This window comes from Photobacterium malacitanum, from assembly GCF_900185615.1.
Lineage (GTDB): Bacteria > Pseudomonadota > Gammaproteobacteria > Enterobacterales > Vibrionaceae > Photobacterium > Photobacterium malacitanum.
Map to the genome: position 1 here is coordinate 159,445 of NZ_FYAK01000006.1, position 26,086 is coordinate 185,530.

Consider the following 26,086-nt stretch of genomic DNA (forward strand, 5'->3'; position numbering starts at 1 on the left):
TATACCCTGAAACCCAGCACATGAGCAAATTATCGCTCGATTACGCTACCCACAATAAATAATGTATACTGGCAAAGATGATAATAAGCAATGAGATAGCTTATCTGCGTAAATATCATTCAAGACTTTGCCTCGTAGTTCACAACTTTCGGATACATTATGACCCACTCAACCTTGCCTTTTTCACAAGAAGCTAGCTTCAATACTATGATGGCAGGTCCAATTTCTGCATTATGGCAACAGCGGCATCAAGGCACATTGCAAGGTGTAAACCATTGCCAATTGAGTTGGGTAAGTTTAACCCCAGGACACAGTGATAAAGTCATCGTAGTCGTGAATGGCCGAATTGAGAGTTATTACAAATATCAGGAATTGTTTTTTGATTTAATCAATCAAGGCTACCATATTTATGCGCTTGATCATCGCGGTCAAGGTATGTCACAACGACTGATCGCAGATACTGAAATGGGATATGTCGACCAATTTGATGACTATGTTACCGATCTCCACCAGTTTGTAACTAATATCGTCAAGCCACAAGGCTATCAATATCATTACCTATTAGGCCACTCTATGGGAGGAGCAATCAGTAGTTTACTCCTCGCTCGTTATCCAACGCTTTTTGATCGCGCCGCATTAAGCGCACCAATGCATGGTATTCACATTAAGCCAAGCTTACGATTTATTGCTGAACCACTGGCACATCTCAATGATTTCCTTCATCGCCAACCGACTTATGCACCAGGGCAACGTCGCTATTACCCCAAGCCATTTGCGAATAATCCGCTAACACACAGTGAAGTACGCTTTCAGTGGTTTAAACAACTCTATCAGCAATACCCCCAAATTCGCTTAGGAGGAGCAAGTAATCGCTGGGTATGGCAAAGTATTGCAGCTGCTCGTGCAAGTATTAACGAAGCACATAGCGTCACAACACCAACCTTGGTATTACAAGGCAGCGCTGATCATATCGTCGATAATCAAGCCCATGTCCGTTTTTGCCAACAAACATCAACCCAGAGCCGATTAGTCACCATAACGGATGCACGTCACGAATTATTATTTGAAAGTGATCAATATCGTAATATTGCGCTAACTGAAATTTGCAACCATTTTGCAACCTCATAAGACCTAAATAACGCCAAAAAGACTACGCCATCACAAAAATAAAAGCGGAAAAACTTATTCGTTACATTAACCCCTTTTTATCTCTCATAGTAGTTTAATATAAGCGACTCACATTAGATCTCGTTATCTTACCTTTCGCTATATTTCTATTTATTGAGAGCCTTCATGTATCAAATTGTTGCTTCAGATTTAGATGGCACATTACTAAATCCCGACCATAAAATTGCGCCATTTACGCGCGATGTATTACAACGCCTTGCTCAGAAAAATATTAATTTCGTGTTTGCAACCGGTCGTCATCATATTGATGTTGCAGAGATACGTGAAAAATTAGCCATTCCTGCCTATATGATCACTTCCAATGGTGCGCGAGTACATAACTGTCAGGGCGAGCTTGTTTTTCAACAAAATCTCAGTGCTGATGTTATTCGTGGCGTGATTGCCCTTGCTAAAGATGATCCTGCTTTACATATTCACATGTACCGTGGCGATCAGTGGCTACTCAATAATGACAATGAGCAATTAAAAGAATTCCACGATAGCTTTAGTTATCACTTGTTTGATGTTAACAATCCACCTGTCGATGACGTGGCTAAAGTGTTCTTTACCCGCGATGACGAAGATCATGAGGCATTGGTGAAATGGGAACAAATTTTTAATGCGCATTTTGGTGACAAAGCCAATATTGCCTTTTCTACACCATGGTGTCTTGAAGTGATGGATGCAGGCGTATCAAAAGGCCATGCACTTCAGGCTGTCGCAGAAGCGCTTGGTTATCAACTGGCTGACTGTATCGCATTTGGTGATGGTATGAATGATGCTGAAATGTTGGCAATGGCAGGTAAAGGACTGGTCATGGGAACGTCACATGAAAAAGTCAAATTAGCCCTACCAAATAATGAAGTGATTGGTTCAAATGCCGATGAAGCGGTGGCTCATTATTTAGAGCAAAACCTGCTAACACGCTAAATTAACGACTGCTTTATTAGCAATAAATAACTCAAACAGTGACAGGCATAACCATCTATGTTGTCACTGTTTTTGATTAAAATTGCCCTGTCATCGCTAATATCTGTTGCCACTCAGCTACCGTTACTGGCATGACACTCAGCCGATTTCCTCTTTTAACTAATGGCATTGCCGCTAATTCAGGCGCCTTTTTCATACGCGCTAAACTGACTAAGCGTAAATGCTGCTGATATTCAATATCAACCATCACCCACGGTGGGTTTTCAACGGTTGCTTTAGGATCGTAATAGGCACTGGTTGGCTCAAATTGAAAATGATCAGGGTATGCTTCTTTCACCACTTTCGCGATGCCAACGACACCAATATCTTTACAAGAAGAATGGTAAATCAGTACCTGATCATCACATTTAATCTCATCGCGGAGCATATTACGCGCTTGATAATTACGAACCCCTTCCCATGGTGAAACTTTTTGGTGTTTTAAAGTGTCTATTGAAAAGGTATCTGGTTCGGTTTTAAATAACCAATACGCCATTGATTTCCCCTAATTGTGCTAATTTCAATGTAGAAATTGAGCCTACCATAGAGAGTACATAATGACATACCCACGCTTATCACTTGCGCTATTATTAGCAGCAACCACCTTATCAGGCTGTGCTAGCTGGATTCCGGCTGCGTTTAAAAGCGATCCCGCCGAATCACAATGGGTAGGGAATTATAAAAGTGATACCGAAATGGGGCTAACCACACATCTACACTTAAGTGATGATCATGCAGCAACAACGACCTATACCTATACCAATGGTGATCCTGATTTATTAGAAACCGGTCATTGGCAAGCAATTAACCCAACCAGTGTTAAGGTCACTATGACCACTCACCAAGGACGCCCACTCAATAGTGAACGTATTTATAGTTATGATCCCCACAGTGAGCAACTTAGCACTCAACAAGAAACTGTCGATGGTCAAACCTATCAACTCGGTGTCGAAGGATTAATTCTACAGCGTCAATAATCGCTATTATGGTTCTCTATCGTGACTCAAAGGTGGCGTTATGCCACACTGCCACCTTTATCATTGATCACGAGAAAGAACATGGCTTGTCTGCGTTGCGGGTTTAAATTTAATTGTATTTGCGCTATCGAACCACAATTACAATCAGTCGCCGATTTTGTACTACTAACTCATGCTCGTGAATCTAGCAAAGATACCAATACTGGCATATTAATGACGCGTACGCTGCCTAGCTGCCGTGTCGAAATGTGGCATCGTACACAGCCACCGCAAGCATTATTAGCACAATTACAACACCCTGATTATCAAGCTTGGTTAGTATTTCCGAGTGACGAGCAACACTTAGCGACGCCGTTAACGCTCCCAACAACCAATAACACCAAATTATTGCTGATTATTATTGATGCAACCTGGCAAGAAGCACGTAAAATGGTACGTAAAAGCCCGTGGCTTAATCAATTGCCTCGCATCGCATTAACTCCAGAAAAAACATCATCTTACTCACTACGCCGCAACCAGCAACCCGGCCACCTTTGCACCTGTGAGGTCGGTATAGAATTATTAAAGCAACTGCACCAACCCCAAGCAGCACAACAACTACAAGATTACTTTACTCATTTTATTGAGATCTATCATGCCGACAAAAGTGGCCACGCAAAATAAGCGCACTAGTGCTTAAATCATGCTAATAGTTGTTTTTGTAATATCAGATTTACGGCTTTATTTTCTAAATAAAAAGGCTCAGATTAGCAATACTCAATTTTATACACTGTATTTTTAGTGAAGCTTATACCATGAAAACCAAAATCCTTGCCGTTGCCGTCATCGCCTCAACTTTAGGCCTTGCAGGTTGTGCTGCTAACCCTTATGGCAATGCCTACAATGTAAATGATGCTCGTCAAATGCAACAAGTCTATTATGGTACTGTTGTACGTACTCAAGCGGTTACTCTAAATGGTAACGGTAATGGTATTGGTACATTAGCAGGCGGCGCGATTGGTGGTATTTTAGGTTCTGGTGTTGGTGGTGGAAAAGGTTCAGAAATCGCCTCAATTGGCGGAGCATTACTGGGTGGCTTCTTAGGTAATGAAGCAGGCAATCAAGCCACAAAGCGTAACGGGGTTAATTTAACCATTAAAATGGACAGCGGTCGTACTGTGTCTATTGTGCAGCAAGTAAACCCACAAGTAATGTTCCAAGCCGGTGAACGTGTCCAAGTTAATGAAAGTGCTGATGGCACTGCACGAGTGACGCCTGCTTAATCATTTTTTCCATCTCATTTTCTACCAAAAGGAGCTGCTGCTCCTTTTTTATTATTCAAATTTCCGCTTTTCCGGTTGCCATCTTAGCTGTGTTATTAATCCATTTATGTATCATGTCACAGCTCAGAACCGTTCTTTGCTAGCTTTATTACGGTTCTTTTCAGTCTAAATAGCCATTATCTGTAATAGTGTTGCATTTTTTTAAAAAAAACTTTATTCAGTCTAAAACATGTAACATCACAATTAATGCATAACTATTTTATGCTTATAGCAACCCTGATATCATTTGTATTATAAATCTCACCCAATGATAATCACAACTTACTGTTATTAATCATAATTTAATTTGTCACTATTATTATTTATTCACTTAATATTCATTTTGACGAAATTAAGCGATCGAATAACGATACTAGTTCTTCATTTACTCTCTAAATCTGCAACGTTTCTTTGCGGTTTTACGGTTTTTTTTTTATCAAAATAGCAGCATCATAGCACTCGTTAAATAACTAAACGGTGATGTAATTAAGTAATAATAACTAAGTAAGTTTATCTTTAACTTATTTTTTTGGTTACGTAAGACAGTCAAAAAAATAAATTAATGGTGATTCTTGGTTAACATCATTTAATTCATATGACTTTATTTTCATTACGATAAATAAACTATACATATAGCGTTTATATCCCTTCCTAATCACAGGTAAATATAATGTCATCAGATACTGGCACTAAAAAAATGGGACTCGTTGGCTTAACTGTACTTGTTGCAGTTAACATGATGGGCTCTGGTATTATTATGCTACCAGCAAGCTTGGCGCAAGTTGGTGCAATTTCAATGTTATCTTGGATTGTAACTGCGCTAGGCGCAATGTGTATTGCTTACACATTCGCTAAATGTGGTGCATTTTGTAAACGCTCTGGCGGTATGTCAGCTTACGCAGAAGAAGCACACGGAAAATCATCTTTCTTCATCTCTTCTTACACTTACTACGTGTGTTTAGTTATTAGCTGTGTGGCGATTGCCGTTTCAGCGTTAGGTTACATCAAACCATTTATACCTTGGCTTGATACACCGATGCACACTTTCTTCGGTGTAGTAGCGATCCTAATCCTAACAATGGTAGCTAACTTTGGTGGTCCTAAGATCACAGGTCAAATCTCAGCATTCACTGTTTGGGGTATCATTATTCCAGTTGCTGGTCTGTCTATCATCGGTTGGTGGTGGTTCGATCCACAAACATTCATGAACGCATGGAACCCACACCACGATACTACAATGCACTCTGTATCTTCAGGTATTGCACTGACTTTATGGGCTTTCCTAGGTATTGAATCTGCAGGTGCTAACTCTGATGCAGTTGAAAACCCAGAGCGTAACGTACCGCTTGCAGTATTATTTGGTACAGGTTTCGCAGCGGTTATCTACATTGCTTCTACTGGTGTTATTCAAGGTATCATTCCTAACTCAGAACTTGCAGCATCAACTGCACCGTTTGGCCTAGTATTCAGCCACATGTTTAACCCTATGGTAGGTAACATTGTTACTCTAGCAGCAGTTATTGCATGTATCGGCTCACTACTTGGCTGGCAGTTCACTAACGCACAGGTTTCTAAAGCGGCTGCAGATGAAGGTCTATTCCCTAAAATCTTTGCTAAAACCAACAAAGCAGGCGCACCAATTGCAGGTATGTTAATCATGCTAGCTGCTGAGATTTTACTAGCGGTAATGACGATTTCTCCAAACCTAATCAGTCAGTTCAACGCGCTATTGAACCTTGCAGTATTCATTAACATGGTACCTTACATCCTATCGATGACTGGTCTTGAAGTATTACTTCGCAAGAACATGGTATCTCCAAAGCAATACCGCTTAGGTGCGACAGTGGGTACATTAGCTGTTCTTTACAGTATCTATGGTGTGTATGCTTGTGGTGCTACCGCAGTATTTGGCGGTACGATTCTGATGCTACTTGGCTACATCTTCTATGGTTTCATCGCTGCTCGTGATACTAAACCTGAAGTGAAAGCAAACTAATTTAAAGATTTAATAAATTCGATAATAAAGAAATTTATTAATAATAAGCTAGAACAGAAATGGGAATAAATAATAAATACGCTAACCATTAATACCCTTATTAATAACCGGCATTATTTATTCCCTTTCTAAAATATTCGTACAGACCTTTTATTACTTCATATTTTTTATGTCGCGGTAAAACACATCTGTCATTCATCATTTTATTCAGGCGTTATTATGAACAATAGTACTAATAATAAAATGCGTGCTCTCGTTATTGAGCACCAGAACATTACTCCAAATAGCTTTGCAGATCGTGCAACTAAATCATTAATTGCTGAACTACAAAACCGCACTATCGATATCATCACTGCGACTTCTTATGAAGATGCGCGCGCGGTTATCATGTCGACTCAAATCGATAGCCTAGTATTAGCACTAGAAAAAACTGAAGAGCAAATCGTTAATTCTAACGAAGAAGTTGATTTGTTAGCAGCACTACAAGCACGTCAATCTGAAGTGCCAGTATTTCTACTAGCAGAACGCGCTCGTACGTCTATTCTTAACAACCGCCAGTTAATGGAACGTGTTGATGAGTGTTACTCAGTACTAGAAGACACTGCTGATTTCGTTGCAGGTCGTATCGTTGCTTCAATGCGTCGCTACCGTGCACAAGTGTTACCACCGTTCATGAAAGCGATGATGCACTACAACGATATCCATGAATACTCATGGTCTGCTCCAGGTCACCAAGGTGGTATCGGTTTTACTAAAACTCCAGCTGGTAACCAATTCTTTGAATTCTTCGGCGAAAACTTGTTCCGTACCGATATGGGTATCGAGCGTGCTGCACTAGGTTCATTACTTGACCACAGTGGCGCATTTAAAGATTCAGAAGTTGAAGCTGCTAAGATCTTCGGTGCTCACCAGTCTTACTCTGGTATCGTAGGTACTTCAGGTTCAAACCGTACTATCATGCAAGCATGTATGAAAGACGACGACATTGCTATCTGTGACCGTAACTGTCACAAATCAATCGAGCAAGGTCTGATCCTAACTGGCGCGCGTCCAATCTACATGGTTCCTAGCCGTAACTGCTACGGTATCATCGGTCCAATCAGCAAAGTTCAAATGAGCAAAGAAGGCATTGCGCTTAAAGCGAAAAATGCGGGTATTCCTTTCAACGCTGATGAGAAAAAAGCCAGCTACGCTGTAGTAACTAACTGTACTTACGATGGTTTATGTTACCACTCAGAAGTAACTGAAGCGCTACTAGGCGAAAGCTCTAGCCGTATTCACATGGACGAAGCATGGTTCGGTTACGCACGTTTTAACCCTATCTACAAGGGTCACTACGCTATGCGTGGCGATGCAAAAGACCACAAAGGTCCAACAGTATTTGCAACGCACTCAACCCACAAGTTATTGAATGCATTGTCTCAAGCATCATACATTCACGTCCGTAACGGTGAAAACGCGATCAACTTTGACCGTTTCAACCAAGCTTACATGATGCACACTTCAACATCACCACTATACGCAATCTGTGCGTCTAACGATGTTGCTGCGAACATGATGAAAGGCGAAAGTGGTCTATCGCTAACGAACGAAGTTAACCGCGAAGCGATCATCTTCCGCCAAAGTGTACGTCAACTATTTAACGATTACACCGCTGAAAACGATTGGTTCTTCAAGCCTTGGAACGCTGAAACGGTTACAGAAATGAACGGTGACACCGTTAATTTTGAAAATGCATCTGTTGAGTCTCTAATGACGATTCAACAGAACTGGAAACTAACTCCTGGCGACAAGTGGCACGGCTTTGACGAAATCGACAATGACTGGTGTATGCTTGATCCAATCAAAGTGAGCTTACTAACTCCAGGTCTTGACGACAACGGTAACTTCCTTGAAACAGGTGTTCCAGCAGCACTTGTGACTGCATACCTAGGTCGTTTTGGCATCGTACCAACCCGTACCACTGACTTCCAAGTCATGTTCCTATTCTCAATGGGTATTACTAAAGGTAAGCGTGACACATTGATCAACACTCTGTTGTCATTCAAGCGTCATTACGATGCGAACTCTCCATTAGAAACAATTCTACCTGAGTTAGTGGCATCTTCACCTGAAACCTATTCTGGTCTGGGTCTTAAAGATCTCGGTAATAGAATGTTTGAATACCTAGTGCGTCACAACCCAAGCCAAGTACTGAATCAGGCCTACTCAAGTCTACCTGAAATGGAAGTGAAGCCACGTACTGCTTACCAGTTCGTGGTATCTGATGAAGTTGAGCTAGTCGCTTCTGACAAGCTAGTGGGTCGTGTTGCAGCGAACTCTGTTATCCCTTACCCACCAGGCATTCCAATGCTAATGGGCGGTGAAAACTTCGGTGACGACACAAGTCCGCAAATCCAGTACTTGAAAGCACTAGAAGCATGGGATGCAGAATTCCCAGGTTTTGAACACGAAACTGAAGGCGCTGAGATCGAAGACGGTAAATACCACGTTCTTTGTATCAAAAAAGACGCACTATAATCGCCTAAATCGATAATGTGACTACCTTATCAATCCCCTGCTGTATTACCGCAGGGGATTTTTTATGTGTGCAGGAAGTGCAGGAAGTGCAGGAAGTGCAGGAAGTGCAGGAAGTGCAGGAAGTGCAGGATATTCTGAGAATAAATCGACACAATAACAATATAATAGATCTAAAAAATGCCGGCCTTAGCCAGCATTCTTTCATTTATCAATAAAGATAAATTATAAAGCTACAACGTTTGCAGCTTGCAGACCTTTTTGGCCTTGCTCAACATCAAAAGAAACCTTTTGACCTTCTGCTAATGTCTTGAAACCTTCAGAAACGATAGCGCGGAAGTGAACAAATACGTCAGCACCGCCGTTATCTTGAGTAATAAAACCAAAACCTTTCTCTTCGTTAAACCACTTAACTGTACCGATTGTTTTTGATAATGACATTGAATGTCCCTTATTTTTTAATTTGATTAAATTATCGCACGATGCAATAACCTGAAATGATAATATTCATATAAGTAATCACACCTGCATTATCGTGATAATAATGCCAATTAACCATAAATGTGTTTATTACTTTATATTATTAAATAATGTCATTGGCGAGATAAGACATTTAATTAAAATCATTTCTTAATTAAATCCCCTAGGGTATTAATAAGAAATGTAAAAATTACCAATTACTTTATTGCTACTATTTGTAATGTTACCTGCGGCTGTTTTTTCACAGTAACTAAATGATATATCTAGATTATCAACATTACCGTTAATAAGAATATGGCGTTTCAATATATCACTATTGAGCTGATGAATATTAGCACTCCAGGTACGTTGATCTTTTACTAAATTGAAATTTACTATCATTATTTAATCTCTTGGTTATTAGTTTTATTGGTAGTATTTTCTGGTCGATTTTGTTGAAACCAAAACCGCTTACGGCCTAATGAACGAGACATAAGTGTCCTCAATTGTTAATTCACAATAAAATATTAAGACGATAAAATTCATCAAAATCTTTTACGCTGATTAAGTATTAATATGCTATTTATAATAATGTAACGAAGTAAATAAGGAACGTAACGACAGATGCTGATGCAGATGTTGGAGGTGTTTTATTTTTCGATGATTTTGTATAAATAATGTATTAGGTGAAAGTAACGTCAATGGCACAGTGGCCATTGACGTCGCCTTGAAATCTTATAGAGCTACAACGTTTGCAGCTTGAAGACCTTTTTGGCCTTGCTCTACTTCAAAAGACACTTTTTGGCCTTCAGCAAGAGTTTTGAAACCTTCAGAAGCGATTGCACGGAAGTGAACGAATACGTCAGCGCCGCCATTGTCCTGAGTAATGAAACCGAAACCTTTCTCTTCGTTGAACCACTTAACGATACCAGTAGTAGACATAATGTGTCCCTTATATTTGATTAAAATTCATAAAGATTTATCGCGATAATATCACGATTGCACTGAAAGCTTGAATTATTGAATGTGACTATGAAGCTAAGGGAAACACTAAGGAATGCAACAATAACGAAGATATTCTGAGGGTTTTTCTTTTACTTGATGTTTTCATTAATAACTCTGAACAACAGAGCATCACCATTATTATGTGGTTAGCAATTATTGTAAAGATTTATTTTCAAATAAGCCCACAATAAATCATAAACCATTGATATTACTTGATCTTTTTTTAACAACCATCAAGTAATATCAATAAAAAAGCAGCATATTGGATGAATTTTGAGTTTTTTAACGACTCAAAACTCAAATTTTACGGTTAAATATCACGCATTTTGTCCAGCAACATAGCCAGAACTCCACGCCCATTGAAAATTATAACCACCAAGCCAACCACTAACATCCATCACTTCACCAGCAAAAAATAAGCCTTTCACTTTCTTTGCTTCCATCGTTTTTGATGATAATTCATCAGTATCAACTCCACCTAATGTTACCTCTGCAGTGCGGTAACCTTCAGTACCATTAGGCGCAATGTTCCATTGATGGAAGTAGCTTGCAAGCTGCTCAAACTCTTTGTGATTAAGTTGCTTTAACGGCTTATCGGTAATATCACCACGCGCGATTAGCACTTCAATTAACCGCTTTGGTAACAAACGCGATAAGGTATTTTTCAGGCTTTGGTTCGAATGCTGTTCACGTAATTCAAGTAGTGTTTCAGCCAAGTTGAGCATCGGTAATAAATCAATGGTCACCTTTTGCCCTGGCAACCAGTACGATGAAATTTGCAGAACGACAGGCCCAGATAAACCACGGTGAGTAAATAATAAATTTTCTTTAAAACTGGTGCCATTTTCAGTAGTGATCACCGCTGGTACTGCAATACCTGATAACGCTTCAAAAGCGTCTTTATCTTGCTTGTGCAACGTAAACGGCACTAAACCTGCAGTCGTTGGCACCATTTTTAAGCCAAACTGCTCAGCAACTTGATAACCAAATGGCGTTGCACCTAATTTCGGCATTGATAAGCCACCTGTAGCAACCACCAGCGATTCGCAGCAGATCATTTCACCGTTAACATTCAAACTAAACCCAGAATCTAATTGGGTAATCGCACTGATGTCGGTTTGATAACGTAAGCTGATATTGGGTAAATTACATTCAGCAATCAGCATTTTGACAATGTCTTTGGCTGAATCTAAGCAGAATAATTGTCCATGATCGCGCTCTTCATAGTCAATTTCATGCTGGCACACTAAGCCAATAAAATCCCATTGGCTGTACTGCGACAAGGCTGATTTAACAAAATGAGGATTACGGCAAACATAATTATTAGCAGCCACATCATTGTTAGTGAAATTACAGCGACCGCCACCTGAGATTAATATCTTACGGCCCGGTTTCTTACCATGATCAAGCACTAACACTGAGCGTCCACGCTTACCCGCAGTCGCTGCACACATTAAGCCTGCAGCACCTGCACCAATAATTACTACATCATATTTGTTTGCCATGGATTTCAATTAGCCTTTAATGTCACTAAATAAACGCAAAAAGGATGCTAACGATTAGCATCCTTTTTCTATTGTCTACGCTATTTTACCTGCCTATTGACGCAATACCAACCGCTATCCAATTCCTGGGATTTATTTGAATAAAATCAAGCTTGTTGCTGGCTATCAATTGCCGTTAATGCTGTGATTGCTGCGGTTGGCATATCTAAGGTGGTGGTAGGGAACGCAAAATCGGCGCCATGTGAATGTACAATCGCAACAATTTGCAGCATTACATCTTGCTGTACCGCTTTGTATTTAACCCAATCAACAGTTTTGGTAAAGGTATACACCAAGATATTCAGTGACGATGGCCCATAGGTGTCAAAGCTAACAATTAATGTTTGTCGAGTCTCAATATCGGCATGATTTTGCAGCATAGATTTAATGTCATCAACCACTAACCCCATCACTGCCGCATCACAATAACGTAAACCAACACTTTGTTTAATTCGCCTATTTTGCATCCGTGAAGCATTCTCAACCACCACCGAACTAAAGACTGAATTCGGTACATATAATGGCCGTTTATCAAAAGTACGAATCACTGTCATACGAAATCCGATCCGTTCAATGGTACCTTCTATTTGACGATCTGGGCTACGAATCCAATCACCGACCTTAAACGGCCGATCAAAATAAATCATCATGCCACCAAAGAAATTAGCCAGTAAATCTTTAGCTGCCATACCGACGACTAAACCACCAACACCACCAAAGGTCAGTAATCCCGATAAACTTAAGCCGAAGTTTTGCATCACAATTAAACTGCTCAACACCATCACAATTAAGCGTAATATTTTTGAAATAGCAGTAACTGTGGTGGCATCTCGATGAGGACGATTATCCAATATCGTTTGTTCAATATTGGTGATCAACCGCATCAGAATCCAAATAAAGACCCCAATCAATAATAAATGCCGCAATAACGCCAACAAGCCACTGGAATAAGAGGTAATATTATCGACCATAATCCCCAGTGACATCAGTCCTGGCCATACCCAAATACACAACGAAACGGGAGTTCGAACGGCATCAATTAGAGCATCATCCCAAATTAAATGGGTTTTACTCGCTATGGTCGCTAAGCGGCGAGAAATAAGTAACCAGCCCCCCCACAGTAATCCACTCAACAGCAGTAATAAGCCAATGTTGTACATCCAATTAACGGACGCACCTTTTTCAAGCGATGACCACCAAAGTAAAAATTGATCCATAGCGATTTAGCTTCCGATACTCAACAGAAAATGAAGTTATATTGCTAGTAATGATATAGCACAGAACGAGGACGGCAAAGAAAGTGCCACTAGAACAGTGACACTCAAAGCAGTTAAGCTGGTATTAAAGTCCGAGGAAAGCGACGGCAAAAATAGCCACAAAGAAAGTGATCATAAACGTACTTGCCAATACAAACAGTTTACGTACTTTAATGCACTTTGCCATAAACAGCGGATCATGATGTTTTTTATACTGTTGGCTACGAATATAATGAAATAAGCGAATTTGTTTACTGACATTACCTTGAGATGAAAAGAAACCACGCCCATCGACTTGTTGATATAACAATGGATCACAATCTCGCATCACCACCAACAAAGAGCGTAAGGTGCTGATATAACGACAAGTATTAACAGCTGCCACCAAAAAAATCGCAACCAAAAGTGCATCACCACTGATCATAGTTATCCCCTCTTAAATATCACTTGCTTATAGGGATAAAAGGGCAGCGTATGACCACTACCCTCAACATCACTTAAGCTTGTGAGTCCATTACTGATGTTGGTACTGATTCGCCTTTAGCCATTGCAGCGAGGTCTTTATCAATAAAAAATAGCGCTTTGCCATCTTCACCAACTAACTCAATTTTATCTAAAATACCTTTAAATAATTTCTCTTCTTCATGTTGCTCTGATACATACCACTGTAAGAAATTAAAGGTTGAATAATCTTGGGTAGAAAATGCAACATGAGCTAATTGATTAATTTTTTTAGTGATTAGCTGCTCATGCTCATAGGTTTCACGGAATACTGCACCTAAAGAGTCGAATTGATGCTTAGGCGCTTCGATTGTGCCTAAAATCGGTAACGCACCCGTTTCGCTTACATAAGTAAACAAACGTTGCATATGCTCCATCTCTTCAGCAGCATGAACACGTAAGAACGCAGCAGCACCTTCAAAGCCTTTATCTTCACACCATGCGCTCATTTGCAGATATAAATTAGAAGAAAAGAATTCTAAATTAATTTGCTCATTAAGATTCTCAACCATTGCCTTGGCTAACATTGCACTACTCCTGTTTGTTTAAGTGTAATCAAGACATTGTCACTATGCATTGTTAAGAATGCAACAAATGGACAAAACCTCGTTATTAATATAATTACTGTTAGTATAAACCACTAAAATAACAATAAATATGAATCGACGATTACGGAAAATAATTAACCATTTCGTAACCTATAGATGCGACCTAATCGATATTTTTAAGTTAATACCAGTGCTAACATACAGCATTATTGTATTGCTATGGAGTGTAAGCGATGGTTTATAAACATATTCTCGCTGCTATTGATCTTTCTGAAGACAGCGCCTATCTAGTCGATAAAGCCGCTAAACTAGCGCAATCATTGGATGCAAAACTATCACTGGTCCATATCGATGTCGATTACGCTGATCTCTACACTGGTTTGATTGATATAAATCTAGCAGAGATGCATGAACGCGCTGAAACTGATGCTCAAAATAGATTACACCAACTGGCGAACAATGCCGGCTACCCTGTCGCACATACACTTGTTGGTAGCGGCGATTTAAGCGAAGAGATTTGCGTTGCGATTAAAGATCTCAATGTTGATTTGGTTATTTGTGGTCATCATCAAGATTTTTGGAGCAAAATTTTATCATCGACTCGCCAACTTATTAGCCGTACTCCGGTTGATTTATTAATGGTGCCACTTAAATAGTTCCGCTTCATTACAGCAGTCGTTGCTATAACGACTGCTGATCATTGCTATTTCACCTACTGTAATTATCATATTCCTACTGCCGCAATTTAGTTACACTCTCATTACCCTTTACCAACACACTCTATTGCGACGATGAGATACTTATCTGTAATAACCCTACTATGGGCGTTTTCTTTTAGTTTGATTGGCGTTTATCTTGCTGGTCAAGTCGATGCTTGGTTTTCAGTACTTACCCGTGTTTGTTTAGCGGCTATGGTTTTTTTACCGTTTTTACGCACCAAACATTTACACCCTAAGCTTGCTATCAAATTAATGACAGTCGGCGCATTTCAACTCGGGTTAATGTATTGCTTCTACTACCAATCATTTCTATATTTAACCGTACCCGAAGTATTATTGTTCACTATTTTCACGCCAATTTATGTCACTCTGATTTACGATGCACTGCATAAACAATTCTCGCCATGGTACTTACTCAGCGCAGTCATTGCGGTATTAGGTGCGGCAGTGATTAAATTTGAAGGCATCAATCAGCACTTCATTATTGGATTTTTAATCGTCCAAGGGGCGAATCTGTGCTTTGCAATAGGCCAAGTCGGTTACAAAAGAATTATCGAGCAAGAGCAGGCAGCTATTCCACAACATACCGTGTTTGGCTGGTTTTACTTAGGTGCCGTGTGTGTCGCTGTACCAATGTATCTCTTGTTTGGTAATAGTGCCAAGTTACCAACAACGTCATTGCAATGGGGAATTTTAGTTTATCTGGGTGTGATTGCTTCAGGGCTGGGATATTTCATTTGGAATAAGGGCGCAACATTAGTTAATGCTGGCGCATTGGCGATCATGAATAACGCTCTAGTACCCGCAGGCTTAATCGTCAATATTGTGATTTGGAATCATAATGTCGATTACCCGCGATTAATTATCGGCGGTGGAATTATATTATTGTCGTTATGGTTTAACGAAAGCTGGATAAAAGATAAGGTCGCCGCTCAACGCCAATCACAACATCCGTCATCATAGCCGTAATATAATCACCAAAAAGGCGCGATAATCGCGCCTTTTTAACACATGTAATCAAAATTAAATAAACGCAAACGCATCAGCAAACATATGCTCACGTAACGCACCTTTTTCAGTACAGAAACGTTCACGCGCGGCACCTGCCATTTCAAAACGGCCACACACATAAATATCATAGGCAGATAAGCTTACAAAATCCTCGGCAACAGCATCCAATACATTGCCAACTTTGCCCTGCCAATCTTCTGGCGCGGTTTCCACCACAGGTACATAGCTAATATTAGCGTTTTGCTGTGCCAAGGCCTGCATTTCATCATTCGCGTATAACTGGCACAAATCACGCCCACCCCAATAAATGAATATCGGTTGTGTTAAGCCACGGCTAATGCAGTTATCGACCATACTACGAATATAAGAAAACCCAGTACCACCAGCAATCATCACTAACGGACGCTGACTTTCATGACGCAACCATGCTTCACCATGCGCAGCTTCAATAGTTACTGGTTGCTGCTCTGTGAGGGCTTTTTTCATGGTTTCAACCACTTCTAACGCATAAGCATTATGCTCTGCAGCGCCAATATGAAGTTCAAGCTCTCCTTGACGACAAGGGCTACTCGCAATCGAAAATGGGCGTTTATCTTTGTCACCCATCACGGCTAATAAGTATTGGCCCGCTTTAAAATCGAGGGCTTGTAATGGCGTTAATAAAATACGGTATGTATTACATGCCAACGGTTCAACTGACTTTACTTCACATTGGATAGACATGGTTTTCCTCTAGTCTAACGATAATACCAAGTCACTTTCCACCCTCGCCAGACAAGCAAAGATCCAGCCTTGTGCCTGCTCTTGTGGCGTTAACATTGGCTCAAGCTGATAGCTTATTTGGCCTTGTTGTTTACGGCACATACACATTGCACAAGCACCAACCTGACAGCGATTAGGGAAAGCAATACCTGCGTCGAGCGCTGCTTGTAATACTGTTTGCTGCGCACTAGCAACAAAAGTAATGTTATTGGGCAACAGGCGTACTTGGTACATAAAAAACGCTCAATTCAGGGCCATCTTTTGCCCCTGAAACATAAAAATATCAGCTTACTGATCCAGTGCTAATAGTGTCCACATAGCATCAACGCGCGCAACAATCTGAGGATCTTTAATAATCGGTGTACCCCATTCACGTTGAGTTTCTTCACCAATTTTATTGGTAGCATCAAAACCGATCTTTGAGCAACGGTCTGTGGTCGCGGCGGTTAATACCGTATCACGACTTGGATCCATGCGGGTTGTAACCGCCCAAATAACATCATTCCAATCACGTACATTGACGTCGCCATCGCAGATAATTATAAATTTGGCATCGGTGAATGTATTTAAACAAGCCGATACTGCAGTCATGATCTGCAAAGCTTCACCAGCAACGGTTTTATTGATACTCACGATTGCCATACTGTGATCAGCGGCTTGTGGCGGTAAATAGCAATCAATGATCGCCGGAAACTGCTGACGCAAGGCGGCTAATTCGGCTTCAATATCGCACTCAGCAGGCCTTAACCCTACCGATGTAGCTGCAGTGTTTGCTAATTCTGCCGGCCATTTAATGGTGGCATCAATCCCCATTTTTGAGCCTAAGCCCACCACTGGTGACGCAAAGTCCAGTGAATCAATTGGAGTATTATCAATCATCAATGTGTCTCGAACCGGATCCATGCGCGTTGTCATGGCATTGATCACACTGTGCCAATCACGTGCATTGACATCATCATCACAGACAATCACAAATTTAGTGTACATGAACTGGCGTAAAAACGACCACACTCCCATCATGACCCGCTTAGCGTGACCAGGATATTGCTTCTTCATTGTCACTACTGCCATGCGGTAAGAACACCCTTCCGGCGGCAAATAGAAATCGACAATCTCAGGAAACTGTTTATGCAAAATAGGCACAAACACTTCGTTTAACGCCACGCCAAGTACTGCAGGTTCATCCGGTGGACGCCCCGTATAGGTACTGTGATAAATCGGATCATTACGCATCGTAATGTGAGTAATGGTAAACACATGATGCCGTTCAACCTCATTGTAATAACCAGTATGATCGCCATAAGGGCCTTCATCGGCATATTCTTCAGGGTCGATATAGCCTTCCATTACGATTTCAGCACTGGCAGGCACTTGTAGATCATTACTGATGCTTTTTACCACTTCGGTACGACTACCACGTAATAAACCGGCAAATGCGTATTCAGATAGCGTATCAGGCACAGGCGTTACAGCACCTAGTACCGTGGCAGGATCGGCGCCAAATGCCACTGTCACCGGAAATTTTTCTCCAGGATGGGCTTGGCACCATTCACGCATATCTAACGCGCCACCACGGTGAGCGAGCCAACGCATAATCACTTTATTCTTGGCAATTTTTTGTTGACGATATATGCCTAAATTTTGGCGCTTTTTATTTGGACCACGGGTAATAGTTAATCCCCATGTCAGTAACGGCGCGACATCACCAGGCCAGCAACTCATGATGGGGATTTTATCTAAATCAACCTCGTCACCTTGCCATATAATTTGTTGGCAAGGCGCTTTTCGAAGCACTTTAGTTGGCATATTAAGCACTTGCTTAAATACCGGAATTTTATTAATTGCGTCACGTAAACCTTGAGGAGGCTCAGGTTCTTTTAGATAGGCTAACCATTCACCCACTTCACGTAATTGCTTAACATTATCGCGCCCCATTCCCATCGCCACTCGTTCAGGGGTACCAAACAGGTTGGCCAATACTGGCATGTCATAACCGACAGGATTTTCAAACAACAATGCCGGCCCGCCAGCCCGCAAAGTGCGATCGCAAATCTCAGTCATTTCCTGATTAGGATCGACTGGTTGTTGAATACGTTGTAATTGCCCTTGTTGCTCTAAATAAGCAATAAAGTCACGTAAATCCTTGTATTTCATGCGACTACCTGTAGCTAAACCAAGCTAATCAGTATCTCTGATAACGGCTTGATGAGAATGATTTTTGCTAGTATAACCAGTTGTGAGACGGAAAACACCTGTCGACAAAAAAAAGAAAATACCCTTTATAATTCTGTGGGTTAACAATTAAACCGAATCAACAATGTTAAATTTCAACCATAAAAAAACGCCACTCTAGAGTGACGTTTTTAATTCAATAACAACCAACTACATTATGATTTCTGACGACGCATTGCGTCAAAGAACTCTTCGTTAGTTTTGGTCATTGATAGCTTATCGATCAAGAATTCCATGCTATCGGTTTCACTCATTGGGTGAACGATCTTACGCAGGATCCACATCTTCTGTAGTTCATCAGCTTTTGCTAATAACTCTTCACGACGAGTACCAGAACGATTGATATCAATCGCAGGGAAAACACGCTTCTCAGCAATCTTGCGAGAAAGATGCAGTTCCATGTTACCAGTACCTTTAAATTCTTCGTAGATAACTTCATCCATCTTTGAACCAGTATCAACTAGCGCTGTTGCGATGATAGTTAAGCTACCGCCTTCTTCAACGTTACGTGCTGCACCAAAGAAGCGCTTAGGACGGTGAAGGGCGTTGGCATCCACACCACCTGTTAGAACTTTACCAGATGACGGAATAACGGTGTTGTAAGCACGTGCTAGGCGAGTAATTGAGTCAAGTAAGATAACCACATCTTTCTTGTGCTCTACTAGACGTTTTGCTTTTTCAATTACCATCTCAGCCACTTGTACGTGACGTGAAGCTGGCTCATCAAACGTTGATGCAATCACTTCGCCTTTTACAAGACGTTGCATCTCCGTTACTTCTTCTGGACGCTCATCAATAAGCAATACCATTAACTCACACTCAGGGTGGTTATGGGCAATACTTTGGGCAATGTTTTGCAGCAACATTGTTTTACCCGCTTTTGGCGGCGCAACAATCAGACCACGTTGGCCTTTACCAATCGGTGATGCTAAATCAAGAACACGTGCAGTGATGTCTTCAGTAGAACCGTTACCGCGCTCCATACGCATACGTGAGTTTGCGTGCAGTGGAGTAAGGTTTTCAAAAAGGATTTTATTACGAGCGTTGTCGGGTTTATCATAGTTTACTTCGTTAACTTTCAGTAGTGCAAAGTAACGTTCGCCATCTTTTGGTGGACGAATTTTTCCGGCAATAGTATCGCCAGTACGAAGGTTAAAACGACGAATTTGGCTTGGTGATACATAAATATCATCTGGGCCTGCAAGGTAAGAACTGTCTGCGCTACGCAGAAAGCCGAAGCCATCTTGCAAAATCTCTAGAACACCGTCGCCAAAAATATCCTCACCACTTTTAGCATGTTGCTTAAGAATGGAGAAGATAATGTCCTGCTTACGTAGGCGGGCCAGGTTTTCCAATCCTAAACTTTCGCTAAGTGATACCAACTTAGGAATAGGTTGGCTCTTGAGTTCTGTAAGATTCATAGTGGTGGGTTTCTTGTTTGTCAAAATCGGGGTTCTATATTTAGTTGAGATAAGGATGACCAATAGGGCCTGGTCAAGAAATGAACGAAAATGTAATTTCTGTGCGTTACGTTAACACTAAACGTTCTCTTCGTCTAGCATAGTCGCTAGACAAACCATGCACAACTTAGAAATTGTGCATGGCTCGCAATTATAACACTTATAAGTTCGCTTCGAGGAACTCTTTCAGCTGAGTTTTTGATAACGCGCCAACTTTAGTTGCAGCAACTGCGCCATCTTTAAACAGCAATAACGTTGGAATACCACGAATACCAAACTTTGGCGGCGTCGCCGCGTTTTGGTCGATATTTAATTTACCAATCGTTAATTTACCTTCATATTCATCAGCGATTTCATCAAGAATAGGGGCAATCATTTTACATGGACCACACCATTCAGCCCAAAAATCGACGAGTACCGGGCTCGCAGCATTGACAACATCAGTATCAAAACTTTCATCGGTAAGCTGCACAATCTTATCGCTCATCTTCCACTCCAACAGTGATTTTGTTAGCTGATATTGAATTAACCAGCAAATCGTTATCCTATTTGAATGGAATACGTTTCGTATTGCAACCCTAAGCTGATATTCTATAGCAATGAAGACGACACATATCACAGAGCAGAAATTTGCCGAACTAGGGTTAAACCCCCTAGTGCTAAAAGGATTGGAAGAGAAAGGGTTTCATAATTGTACCCCGATCCAGGCCTTGGCATTGCCAGTTGTGCTCACTGGCCATGATATCGCGGGACAGGCTCAAACAGGTACGGGTAAAACCCTAGCCTTTCTGACCGCTACTTTTAACCACCTATTGGAGAACCCTGCACCAGCAGAGCGTAAAACCAACCAACCGCGAGCGATCATTATGGCGCCAACGCGTGAGTTGGCGATCCAAATTTTCAATGATGCATCATCGCTACTTGCGAGCACCGGCCTTAAAGCTGGCCTTGCTTATGGCGGCGAACCTTATGAAAAACAAAAACAAGTGCTTGATGAAGGTGTCGATATTCTGATCGGTACTTGCGGTCGTATTATCGACTTCTACAAGCAACGTGTTATTGACCTTGTAAGTATTCAAGTGGTTGTTCTTGACGAAGCAGATCGCATGTTCGATTTAGGCTTCATTAAAGATATTCGCTTCTTGTTCCGTCGCATGCCTGAGCCAAAAGCACGTTTAAACATGCTGTTCTCTGCCACGTTATCATACCGTGTTAAAGAGCTGGCTTTTGAGCACATGAATAGCCCTGAAAGCGTTGTGGTTGAACCTGAACAAAAAACAGGCCACCGTATTAAAGAAGAGCTATTCTATCCATCAAACCAAGAAAAAATGCGTTTATTACAAACGTTAATTGAAGAAGAATGGCCTGATCGTGCGATTATTTTCGCTAATACTAAGCATCGCTGTGAAGATGTTTGGGGTCACTTAGCCGCTGATGGTCATCGCGTTGGTTTACTTACTGGTGATGTACCACAGAAAAAACGTGAGCGTATTCTAGAGCAATTTACGAAAGGTGATATTGATATCCTTGTTGCAACCGATGTTGCTGCTCGTGGTCTACATATACCAATGGTTACCCACGTATTTAACTACGATCTTCCTGATGATGCTGAAGATTATGTTCACCGTATTGGTCGTACCGGTCGTGCGGGTGAAAGTGGTCACTCAATCAGCTTCGCTTGTGAAGAATACGCCATTAACTTGCCAGCGATTGAAACCTATATCGAGCATGGTATTCCACAATCAAAATATGACTCTGATGCCCTTTTAGATGATTTACCTGCACCGATTCGCTTACAGCGTAATCCTCGTCAGGGTGGTCGTCGTAATAACCAGCGTCAAGGTCAGGGGCAGTCTCGTCAGCGCAATAATCGCCGTCGTCCGCCACAAAACAAACCAGCATAAATAAGTTAAAGTATCTCTATGGAAAGAAATTCAGTATCACCGCTTTATGCCGCAATTGATTTAGGTTCAAACAGCTTTCATATGTGGGTTGTGCGTGAAGTCAATGGCAGTGTTCAGACGCTCGCTAAAATCAAACGTAAAGTACGTTTAGCGGCGGGGTTGAATAATCACAACGAACTCAGCCAAGACGCCATTCAACGCGGGCTTGACTGTTTGGCTATCTTTGCCGAACGTTTGCAAGATATCAACCCTGATCATATTCGCATTGTCGGTACTGCCGCCTTGCGTACAGCGGTCAATGCTAACGAATTTCTTTCTCAAGCTCACAGTATTCTTGGCTATCCTGTGAGCGTGATTGCGGGTGAAGAAGAAGCACGTATTATCTATCAAGGGGTAGCGCATACCTCTGGTGGCAGTGATAAACGTCTGGTGGTCGATATTGGCGGCGCCAGTACCGAAGTCATTATCGGTGAAGGTTTTGATGCCAGTGCATTGACGAGCCTAAAAATTGGTTGTGTCACATGGCTGGAGCGTTATTTTAAAGATCGCTACCTTACCTCAGTCAACTTCGATGCCGCTATTAATGGCGCTAAAGAAGCGATTGAAGCCATTATTGAGCGTTACACTCAGCAAGGCTGGGAAACCTGTGTTGGCGCAAGTGGCACCGTGCAAGCATTACAAGAAATTATGCTCGCACAAGGCATGGATGAAATCATCACCCTGCCAAAACTTAAACGCCTTCAACGCCAAGCGATGCAATATGAACGCTTGGAAGATCTTGATATTGAAGGTTTAACATTAGAACGAGCGCTAGTTTTCCCTAGCGGTTTATCGATTCTAATCGCCCTATTTGAATCATTACAAATAGAATCCATGACCCTTGCTGGCGGTGCGCTACGTGAAGGCTTGGTCTATGAAATGATGGATCAAATGCGTCATCACGATGTGTGCTCACGAACAATTTTGAGCATGCAACAACGGTTTCAATTGGATCATCACCACGCAGATAACGTGAGTGATATGGCATTGGCATTATTAGCCCAGTGTTCAAATTGGCAACTGGAACCACCAGCAGAAAACCTCCTTCAAGCGGCAGCCAAATTGCATGAAATTGGCGCTAGCATTGAATTTAAAAAAAGTGGTGAACATGCAGCTTACTTAATTAAGCACATGGACTTACCTGGTTTCACTCGCGCACAAAAAAATCTTATTGCTGAGTTATTGCGTCGTCATAACGGCCCATTAACTAGCTTACCAGAACAACATGCGTTATCAGCGCCAAGTGCTGCTCGTTTACTGCGCTTGTTACGACTGGCGATTATTTTATGCCATCGCCGCGATCAAAGCTGTTTGCCTCCCTTTAGCTTACGTATGGAAGACAACAAATTGACTTTGTTATTATCGGCGAAATGGTTGATCAATAATCCGCTCACTCGTAGCGAACTGACCCAAGAAGCCACCCGTCAAACCGATATGGGCTGGCCAATGGTCGTAACGGCACAAGACTGATTAATAGCATTACAAGCTAGCGATGAGGGTTACCCTCTTTGCTCTAGGATCAAAAAAGGCTCCCTAAGGAGCCTTTTTTATTGGTGAGTGCTTGGTAATCAGCCAGCCTTAGCCGGTAATACCACTGTGACGCAGCATTGCATCTAATTGTGGTTCACGGCCACGGAAACGCTTAAACAGCTCCATTGGCTCTTCACTACCGCCTTTTTCTAACACGCAAGTTAGGAAATCGTTACCTGTTTGCGGGTTAAAAATACCTTCTTCTTCAAAGCGTGAGAATGCATCCGCTGATAATAATTCAGCCCACAAGTAACTGTAATAGCCTGCACTGTAGCCACCAGCAAAAATATGGCTAAAGCTATGAGGGAAACGTCCCCACTCAGGGCTTGGCACCACTGAAACTTTGTCTTTAACCTCAAACAAGGTCTCTAATACTTGCGCACCCACCTCGGGATCGTAGTTAGAGTACAAGCTGAAATCAAACAATCCAAACTCAAGCTGGCGTAAAATAAACATCGCTGATTGGAAATTCTTCGCTGCTAGCATTTTATCCAGCATCAGTTTTGGTAACGGTTCACCGGTCTCGTAATGCCCTGAAATAAACGCTAATGCCTCTTCCTGCCAGCACCAGTTTTCTAGGAATTGACTTGGTAACTCTACTGCATCCCACGGTACACCATTAATACCCGACACCGCAGCCACATCAATCTGGGTTAGCATATGGTGAATACCATGACCCGTTTCATGGAACAAGGTTGTCACTTCGTTATGAGTGAACAACGCTGGCTGATCGCCCACTGGACGGTTAAAGTTACAAGTTAGATACGCCACAGGTGTTTGTAGACTACCGTCGATACGTGTACGACGCACCACGCACTCATCCATCCATGCGCCACCACGCTTGTGCTCACGCGCGTAAAGATCGAGGTAGAAGCTACCGCGCAATGTGCCTTGGTTGTCAAAGATGTCATAGAATTTTACCGACTCGTGCCATACTTCCACGCCTTGACGTTGTTTAATGTCGAGACCAAATACGCGCTTAAGCACTTCAAATAGACCAGCCACCACTTTCTTTTCAGGGAAATATGGACGAAGCTCTTCATCTGAAATGCTGTAACGGTGTTGTTTTAGCTTCTCTGAATAGTAAGCAAAATCCCACGGCTCTAATTGCTCAACCCCAAATTCATTGCGAGCATAATCACGTAACTCGGCCACTTCACGCTCACCTTGCGGTTTAGCACGATCAGCTAAATCATTTAAAAAGCCCAACACTTGATCGGTCGACTGCGCCATCTTCGTCGCTAGTGATTTTTCACCATAATTGCTAAACCCTAATAAACTCGCGATCTCATGACTGAGTTTAAGTTTTTCCGCAATAATTTCAGAGTTATCAAACTCACCCGCATTAGGACCACGATCTGAGGCGCGAGTACTGAATGCTTGATACATCTCTGCTCGTAATTCACGGTTTTCACAATACGTCATTACTGGTAAATACGATGGAATATCAAGCGTAAACAAGTAACCTTGCTCACCCTTGGCTTCTGCATTCGCTTGTGCTGCTTGTAATGCAGATTCAGGTAAACCACGCAGTTGCTCAACATCGGTGATCACTTTGTTCCATGCCATAGTCGCATCTAGAACATTATTACTAAAGGTTGAAGCAAGTTCAGACAACCGCTTACTGATATCACCAAAACGCTGCTGTTGCTCTGCAGGTAAACCAATGCCTGATAACTCAAACGCTTTTAGCGCATCATTTACGGCTTTTTGTTGAGCTTGACTCAAATCAGCAAAATCTTCACTCGCTTGAATCATTTTATAGGCGTCATAAAGGCCTTTGTGTTGTCCAACCCAAGTCGCGTAATCTGACAATAACGGTAAGCAGCTTTCATACGCTTGACGTAACTCGGGGCTATTTTTGACCCCATTAAGATGGCCAACTGGCGACCAAATACGTCCAAGACGATCATCTAATTCAGCCAGTGGACGACAAATGGTGTTCCAGGTTGGCATTTGTAATTGAGACAGCACTGATTCAACGTTGTTGCGACAATCAGTGATCGCTTGTTCAACCGCAGGTTTAATGTGCTCAGGTTTAATATGAGCAAACGGTGGCAAATCAGTCATCGTCAATAATGGGTTAGACATACGCTTTTCCTTTATTTTTATCTTATTATTAACATGCGCCCGCGATAGATAAATTTCAATCCTTTGCTCGGTTTAGAGTATAAAAAGGTAGAAATAGC

25 protein-coding genes are annotated in these 26,086 nt (G+C 41.6%); 11 read left to right on the forward strand and 14 right to left on the reverse strand.

Annotated features, from left to right (window positions below; all coding sequences use genetic code 11):
- The first annotated feature begins 159 nt into the window (after positions 1-159).
- Positions 160-1,128 carry an alpha/beta fold hydrolase gene (locus PMAL9190_RS14165; RefSeq protein WP_235004365.1) on the forward strand — a complete coding sequence of 323 codons (969 nt, stop codon included), beginning with the start codon at positions 160-162 and terminating at the stop codon, positions 1,126-1,128.
- Positions 1,129-1,293: 165 nt separating this feature from the next.
- Positions 1,294-2,097 carry a Cof-type HAD-IIB family hydrolase gene (locus PMAL9190_RS14170; RefSeq protein WP_087845761.1) on the forward strand — a complete coding sequence of 268 codons (804 nt, stop codon included), beginning with the start codon at positions 1,294-1,296 and terminating at the stop codon, positions 2,095-2,097.
- A gap of 76 nt (positions 2,098-2,173) precedes the next feature.
- On the opposite strand, the gene PMAL9190_RS14175 is transcribed toward PMAL9190_RS14170, so the two are convergent.
- Positions 2,174-2,632 (reverse strand): EVE domain-containing protein, encoded by a 459-nt coding sequence (locus PMAL9190_RS14175; RefSeq protein ID WP_087845762.1) that lies wholly within the window; start codon positions 2,630-2,632, stop codon positions 2,174-2,176.
- Positions 2,633-2,693: 61 nt separating this feature from the next.
- Here PMAL9190_RS14175 and PMAL9190_RS14180 point away from each other — a divergent pair, with 61 nt between their 5' ends.
- The 5 genes from PMAL9190_RS14180 (at position 2,694) to adiA (ending at position 8,930) form a co-directional block, all read left to right on the forward strand.
- Positions 2,694-3,113 (forward strand): COG3650 family protein, encoded by a 420-nt coding sequence (locus PMAL9190_RS14180; RefSeq protein ID WP_065169219.1) that lies wholly within the window; start codon positions 2,694-2,696, stop codon positions 3,111-3,113.
- 21 nt (positions 3,114-3,134) lie between these two features.
- Complete coding sequence (locus tag PMAL9190_RS14185; RefSeq protein ID WP_306341470.1) at positions 3,135-3,776, forward strand: tRNA-uridine aminocarboxypropyltransferase; 642 nt, start codon at positions 3,135-3,137, stop codon at positions 3,774-3,776.
- Between the two features lie 131 nt (positions 3,777-3,907).
- Positions 3,908-4,375: an outer membrane lipoprotein gene (locus PMAL9190_RS14190; protein ID WP_087845764.1), complete on the forward strand. Its 468-nt coding sequence runs from the start codon at positions 3,908-3,910 to the stop codon at positions 4,373-4,375.
- Between the two features lie 709 nt (positions 4,376-5,084).
- Positions 5,085-6,410, forward strand: coding sequence for a putrescine-ornithine antiporter (potE, locus tag PMAL9190_RS14195; protein ID WP_087845765.1), 1,326 nt, complete (start codon positions 5,085-5,087; stop codon positions 6,408-6,410).
- A gap of 219 nt (positions 6,411-6,629) precedes the next feature.
- Complete coding sequence (gene adiA, locus PMAL9190_RS14200) at positions 6,630-8,930, forward strand: arginine decarboxylase (RefSeq protein ID WP_087845766.1); 2,301 nt, start codon at positions 6,630-6,632, stop codon at positions 8,928-8,930.
- A gap of 222 nt (positions 8,931-9,152) precedes the next feature.
- Here the strand turns inward: adiA and cspE (PMAL9190_RS14205) are convergent, their stop codons facing one another.
- From cspE (PMAL9190_RS14205) to ftnA, 7 genes are all read right to left on the reverse strand, one after another.
- A complete protein-coding gene (gene cspE, locus PMAL9190_RS14205; RefSeq protein WP_087845767.1) occupies positions 9,153-9,368 on the reverse strand; it encodes a transcription antiterminator/RNA stability regulator CspE in 216 nt (71 codons plus the stop codon).
- A 210-nt stretch (positions 9,369-9,578) separates the two neighbouring features.
- Positions 9,579-9,788 (reverse strand): hypothetical protein, encoded by a 210-nt coding sequence (locus PMAL9190_RS20415; protein WP_087845768.1) that lies wholly within the window; start codon positions 9,786-9,788, stop codon positions 9,579-9,581.
- Between the two features lie 333 nt (positions 9,789-10,121).
- Positions 10,122-10,328, reverse strand: coding sequence for a transcription antiterminator/RNA stability regulator CspE (gene cspE, locus PMAL9190_RS14215; RefSeq protein WP_036789206.1), 207 nt, complete (start codon positions 10,326-10,328; stop codon positions 10,122-10,124).
- Positions 10,329-10,708: 380 nt separating this feature from the next.
- Complete coding sequence (locus tag PMAL9190_RS14220) at positions 10,709-11,896, reverse strand: BaiN/RdsA family NAD(P)/FAD-dependent oxidoreductase (protein ID WP_087845769.1); 1,188 nt, start codon at positions 11,894-11,896, stop codon at positions 10,709-10,711.
- A gap of 146 nt (positions 11,897-12,042) precedes the next feature.
- Entirely contained in the window at positions 12,043-13,152 is a 1,110-nt protein-coding gene (locus PMAL9190_RS14225) for a mechanosensitive ion channel family protein (protein ID WP_087845770.1), read from the reverse strand.
- Positions 13,153-13,276: 124 nt separating this feature from the next.
- Positions 13,277-13,615 carry a universal stress protein UspB gene (uspB, locus tag PMAL9190_RS14230; protein WP_200813424.1) on the reverse strand — a complete coding sequence of 113 codons (339 nt, stop codon included), beginning with the start codon at positions 13,613-13,615 and terminating at the stop codon, positions 13,277-13,279.
- Between the two features lie 73 nt (positions 13,616-13,688).
- On the reverse strand, positions 13,689-14,219 hold the full coding sequence (gene ftnA, locus PMAL9190_RS14235; protein WP_060999735.1) for a non-heme ferritin: 531 nt from the start codon (positions 14,217-14,219) through the stop codon (positions 13,689-13,691).
- Positions 14,220-14,473: 254 nt separating this feature from the next.
- Here ftnA and PMAL9190_RS14240 point away from each other — a divergent pair, with 254 nt between their 5' ends.
- Together PMAL9190_RS14240 and PMAL9190_RS14245 are read left to right on the forward strand one after the other, a co-directional pair.
- Positions 14,474-14,896, forward strand: coding sequence for a universal stress protein (locus tag PMAL9190_RS14240; RefSeq protein ID WP_060999733.1), 423 nt, complete (start codon positions 14,474-14,476; stop codon positions 14,894-14,896).
- 135 nt (positions 14,897-15,031) lie between these two features.
- The gene (locus PMAL9190_RS14245; protein ID WP_087845771.1) at positions 15,032-15,922 is read left to right on the forward strand and encodes a carboxylate/amino acid/amine transporter; all 891 of its coding nucleotides are present in this window, start codon (positions 15,032-15,034) and stop codon (positions 15,920-15,922) included.
- 60 nt (positions 15,923-15,982) lie between these two features.
- Here PMAL9190_RS14245 and fre read toward each other — a convergent pair whose 3' ends face one another.
- The 5 genes from fre to trxA all read right to left on the reverse strand — a co-directional run bounded on the left by fre (position 15,983) and on the right by trxA (position 20,911).
- Complete coding sequence (gene fre, locus PMAL9190_RS14250; RefSeq protein ID WP_087845772.1) at positions 15,983-16,693, reverse strand: NAD(P)H-flavin reductase; 711 nt, start codon at positions 16,691-16,693, stop codon at positions 15,983-15,985.
- A 9-nt stretch (positions 16,694-16,702) separates the two neighbouring features.
- A complete protein-coding gene (locus tag PMAL9190_RS14255; RefSeq protein ID WP_060999728.1) occupies positions 16,703-16,966 on the reverse strand; it encodes a 2Fe-2S iron-sulfur cluster-binding protein in 264 nt (87 codons plus the stop codon).
- Between the two features lie 54 nt (positions 16,967-17,020).
- Positions 17,021-18,886, reverse strand: coding sequence for a 4-hydroxy-3-polyprenylbenzoate decarboxylase (ubiD, locus tag PMAL9190_RS14260; RefSeq protein ID WP_087845773.1), 1,866 nt, complete (start codon positions 18,884-18,886; stop codon positions 17,021-17,023).
- 233 nt (positions 18,887-19,119) lie between these two features.
- The gene (rho, locus tag PMAL9190_RS14265; protein ID WP_060999724.1) at positions 19,120-20,385 is read right to left on the reverse strand and encodes a transcription termination factor Rho; all 1,266 of its coding nucleotides are present in this window, start codon (positions 20,383-20,385) and stop codon (positions 19,120-19,122) included.
- Positions 20,386-20,584: 199 nt separating this feature from the next.
- Positions 20,585-20,911: a thioredoxin TrxA gene (trxA, locus tag PMAL9190_RS14270; protein WP_060999723.1), complete on the reverse strand. Its 327-nt coding sequence runs from the start codon at positions 20,909-20,911 to the stop codon at positions 20,585-20,587.
- A 112-nt stretch (positions 20,912-21,023) separates the two neighbouring features.
- On the opposite strand from trxA, the gene rhlB reads away from it, so the two are divergent.
- Together rhlB and gppA are read left to right on the forward strand one after the other, a co-directional pair.
- Positions 21,024-22,328 carry an ATP-dependent RNA helicase RhlB gene (gene rhlB / locus PMAL9190_RS14275; protein ID WP_087845774.1) on the forward strand — a complete coding sequence of 435 codons (1,305 nt, stop codon included), beginning with the start codon at positions 21,024-21,026 and terminating at the stop codon, positions 22,326-22,328.
- 18 nt (positions 22,329-22,346) lie between these two features.
- The gene (gppA, locus tag PMAL9190_RS14280; RefSeq protein WP_087845775.1) at positions 22,347-23,837 is read left to right on the forward strand and encodes a guanosine-5'-triphosphate,3'-diphosphate diphosphatase; all 1,491 of its coding nucleotides are present in this window, start codon (positions 22,347-22,349) and stop codon (positions 23,835-23,837) included.
- Positions 23,838-23,945: 108 nt separating this feature from the next.
- On the opposite strand, the gene prlC is transcribed toward gppA, so the two are convergent.
- On the reverse strand, positions 23,946-25,988 hold the full coding sequence (prlC, locus tag PMAL9190_RS14285; protein WP_087845776.1) for an oligopeptidase A: 2,043 nt from the start codon (positions 25,986-25,988) through the stop codon (positions 23,946-23,948).
- Positions 25,989-26,086 lie beyond the last annotated feature (98 nt).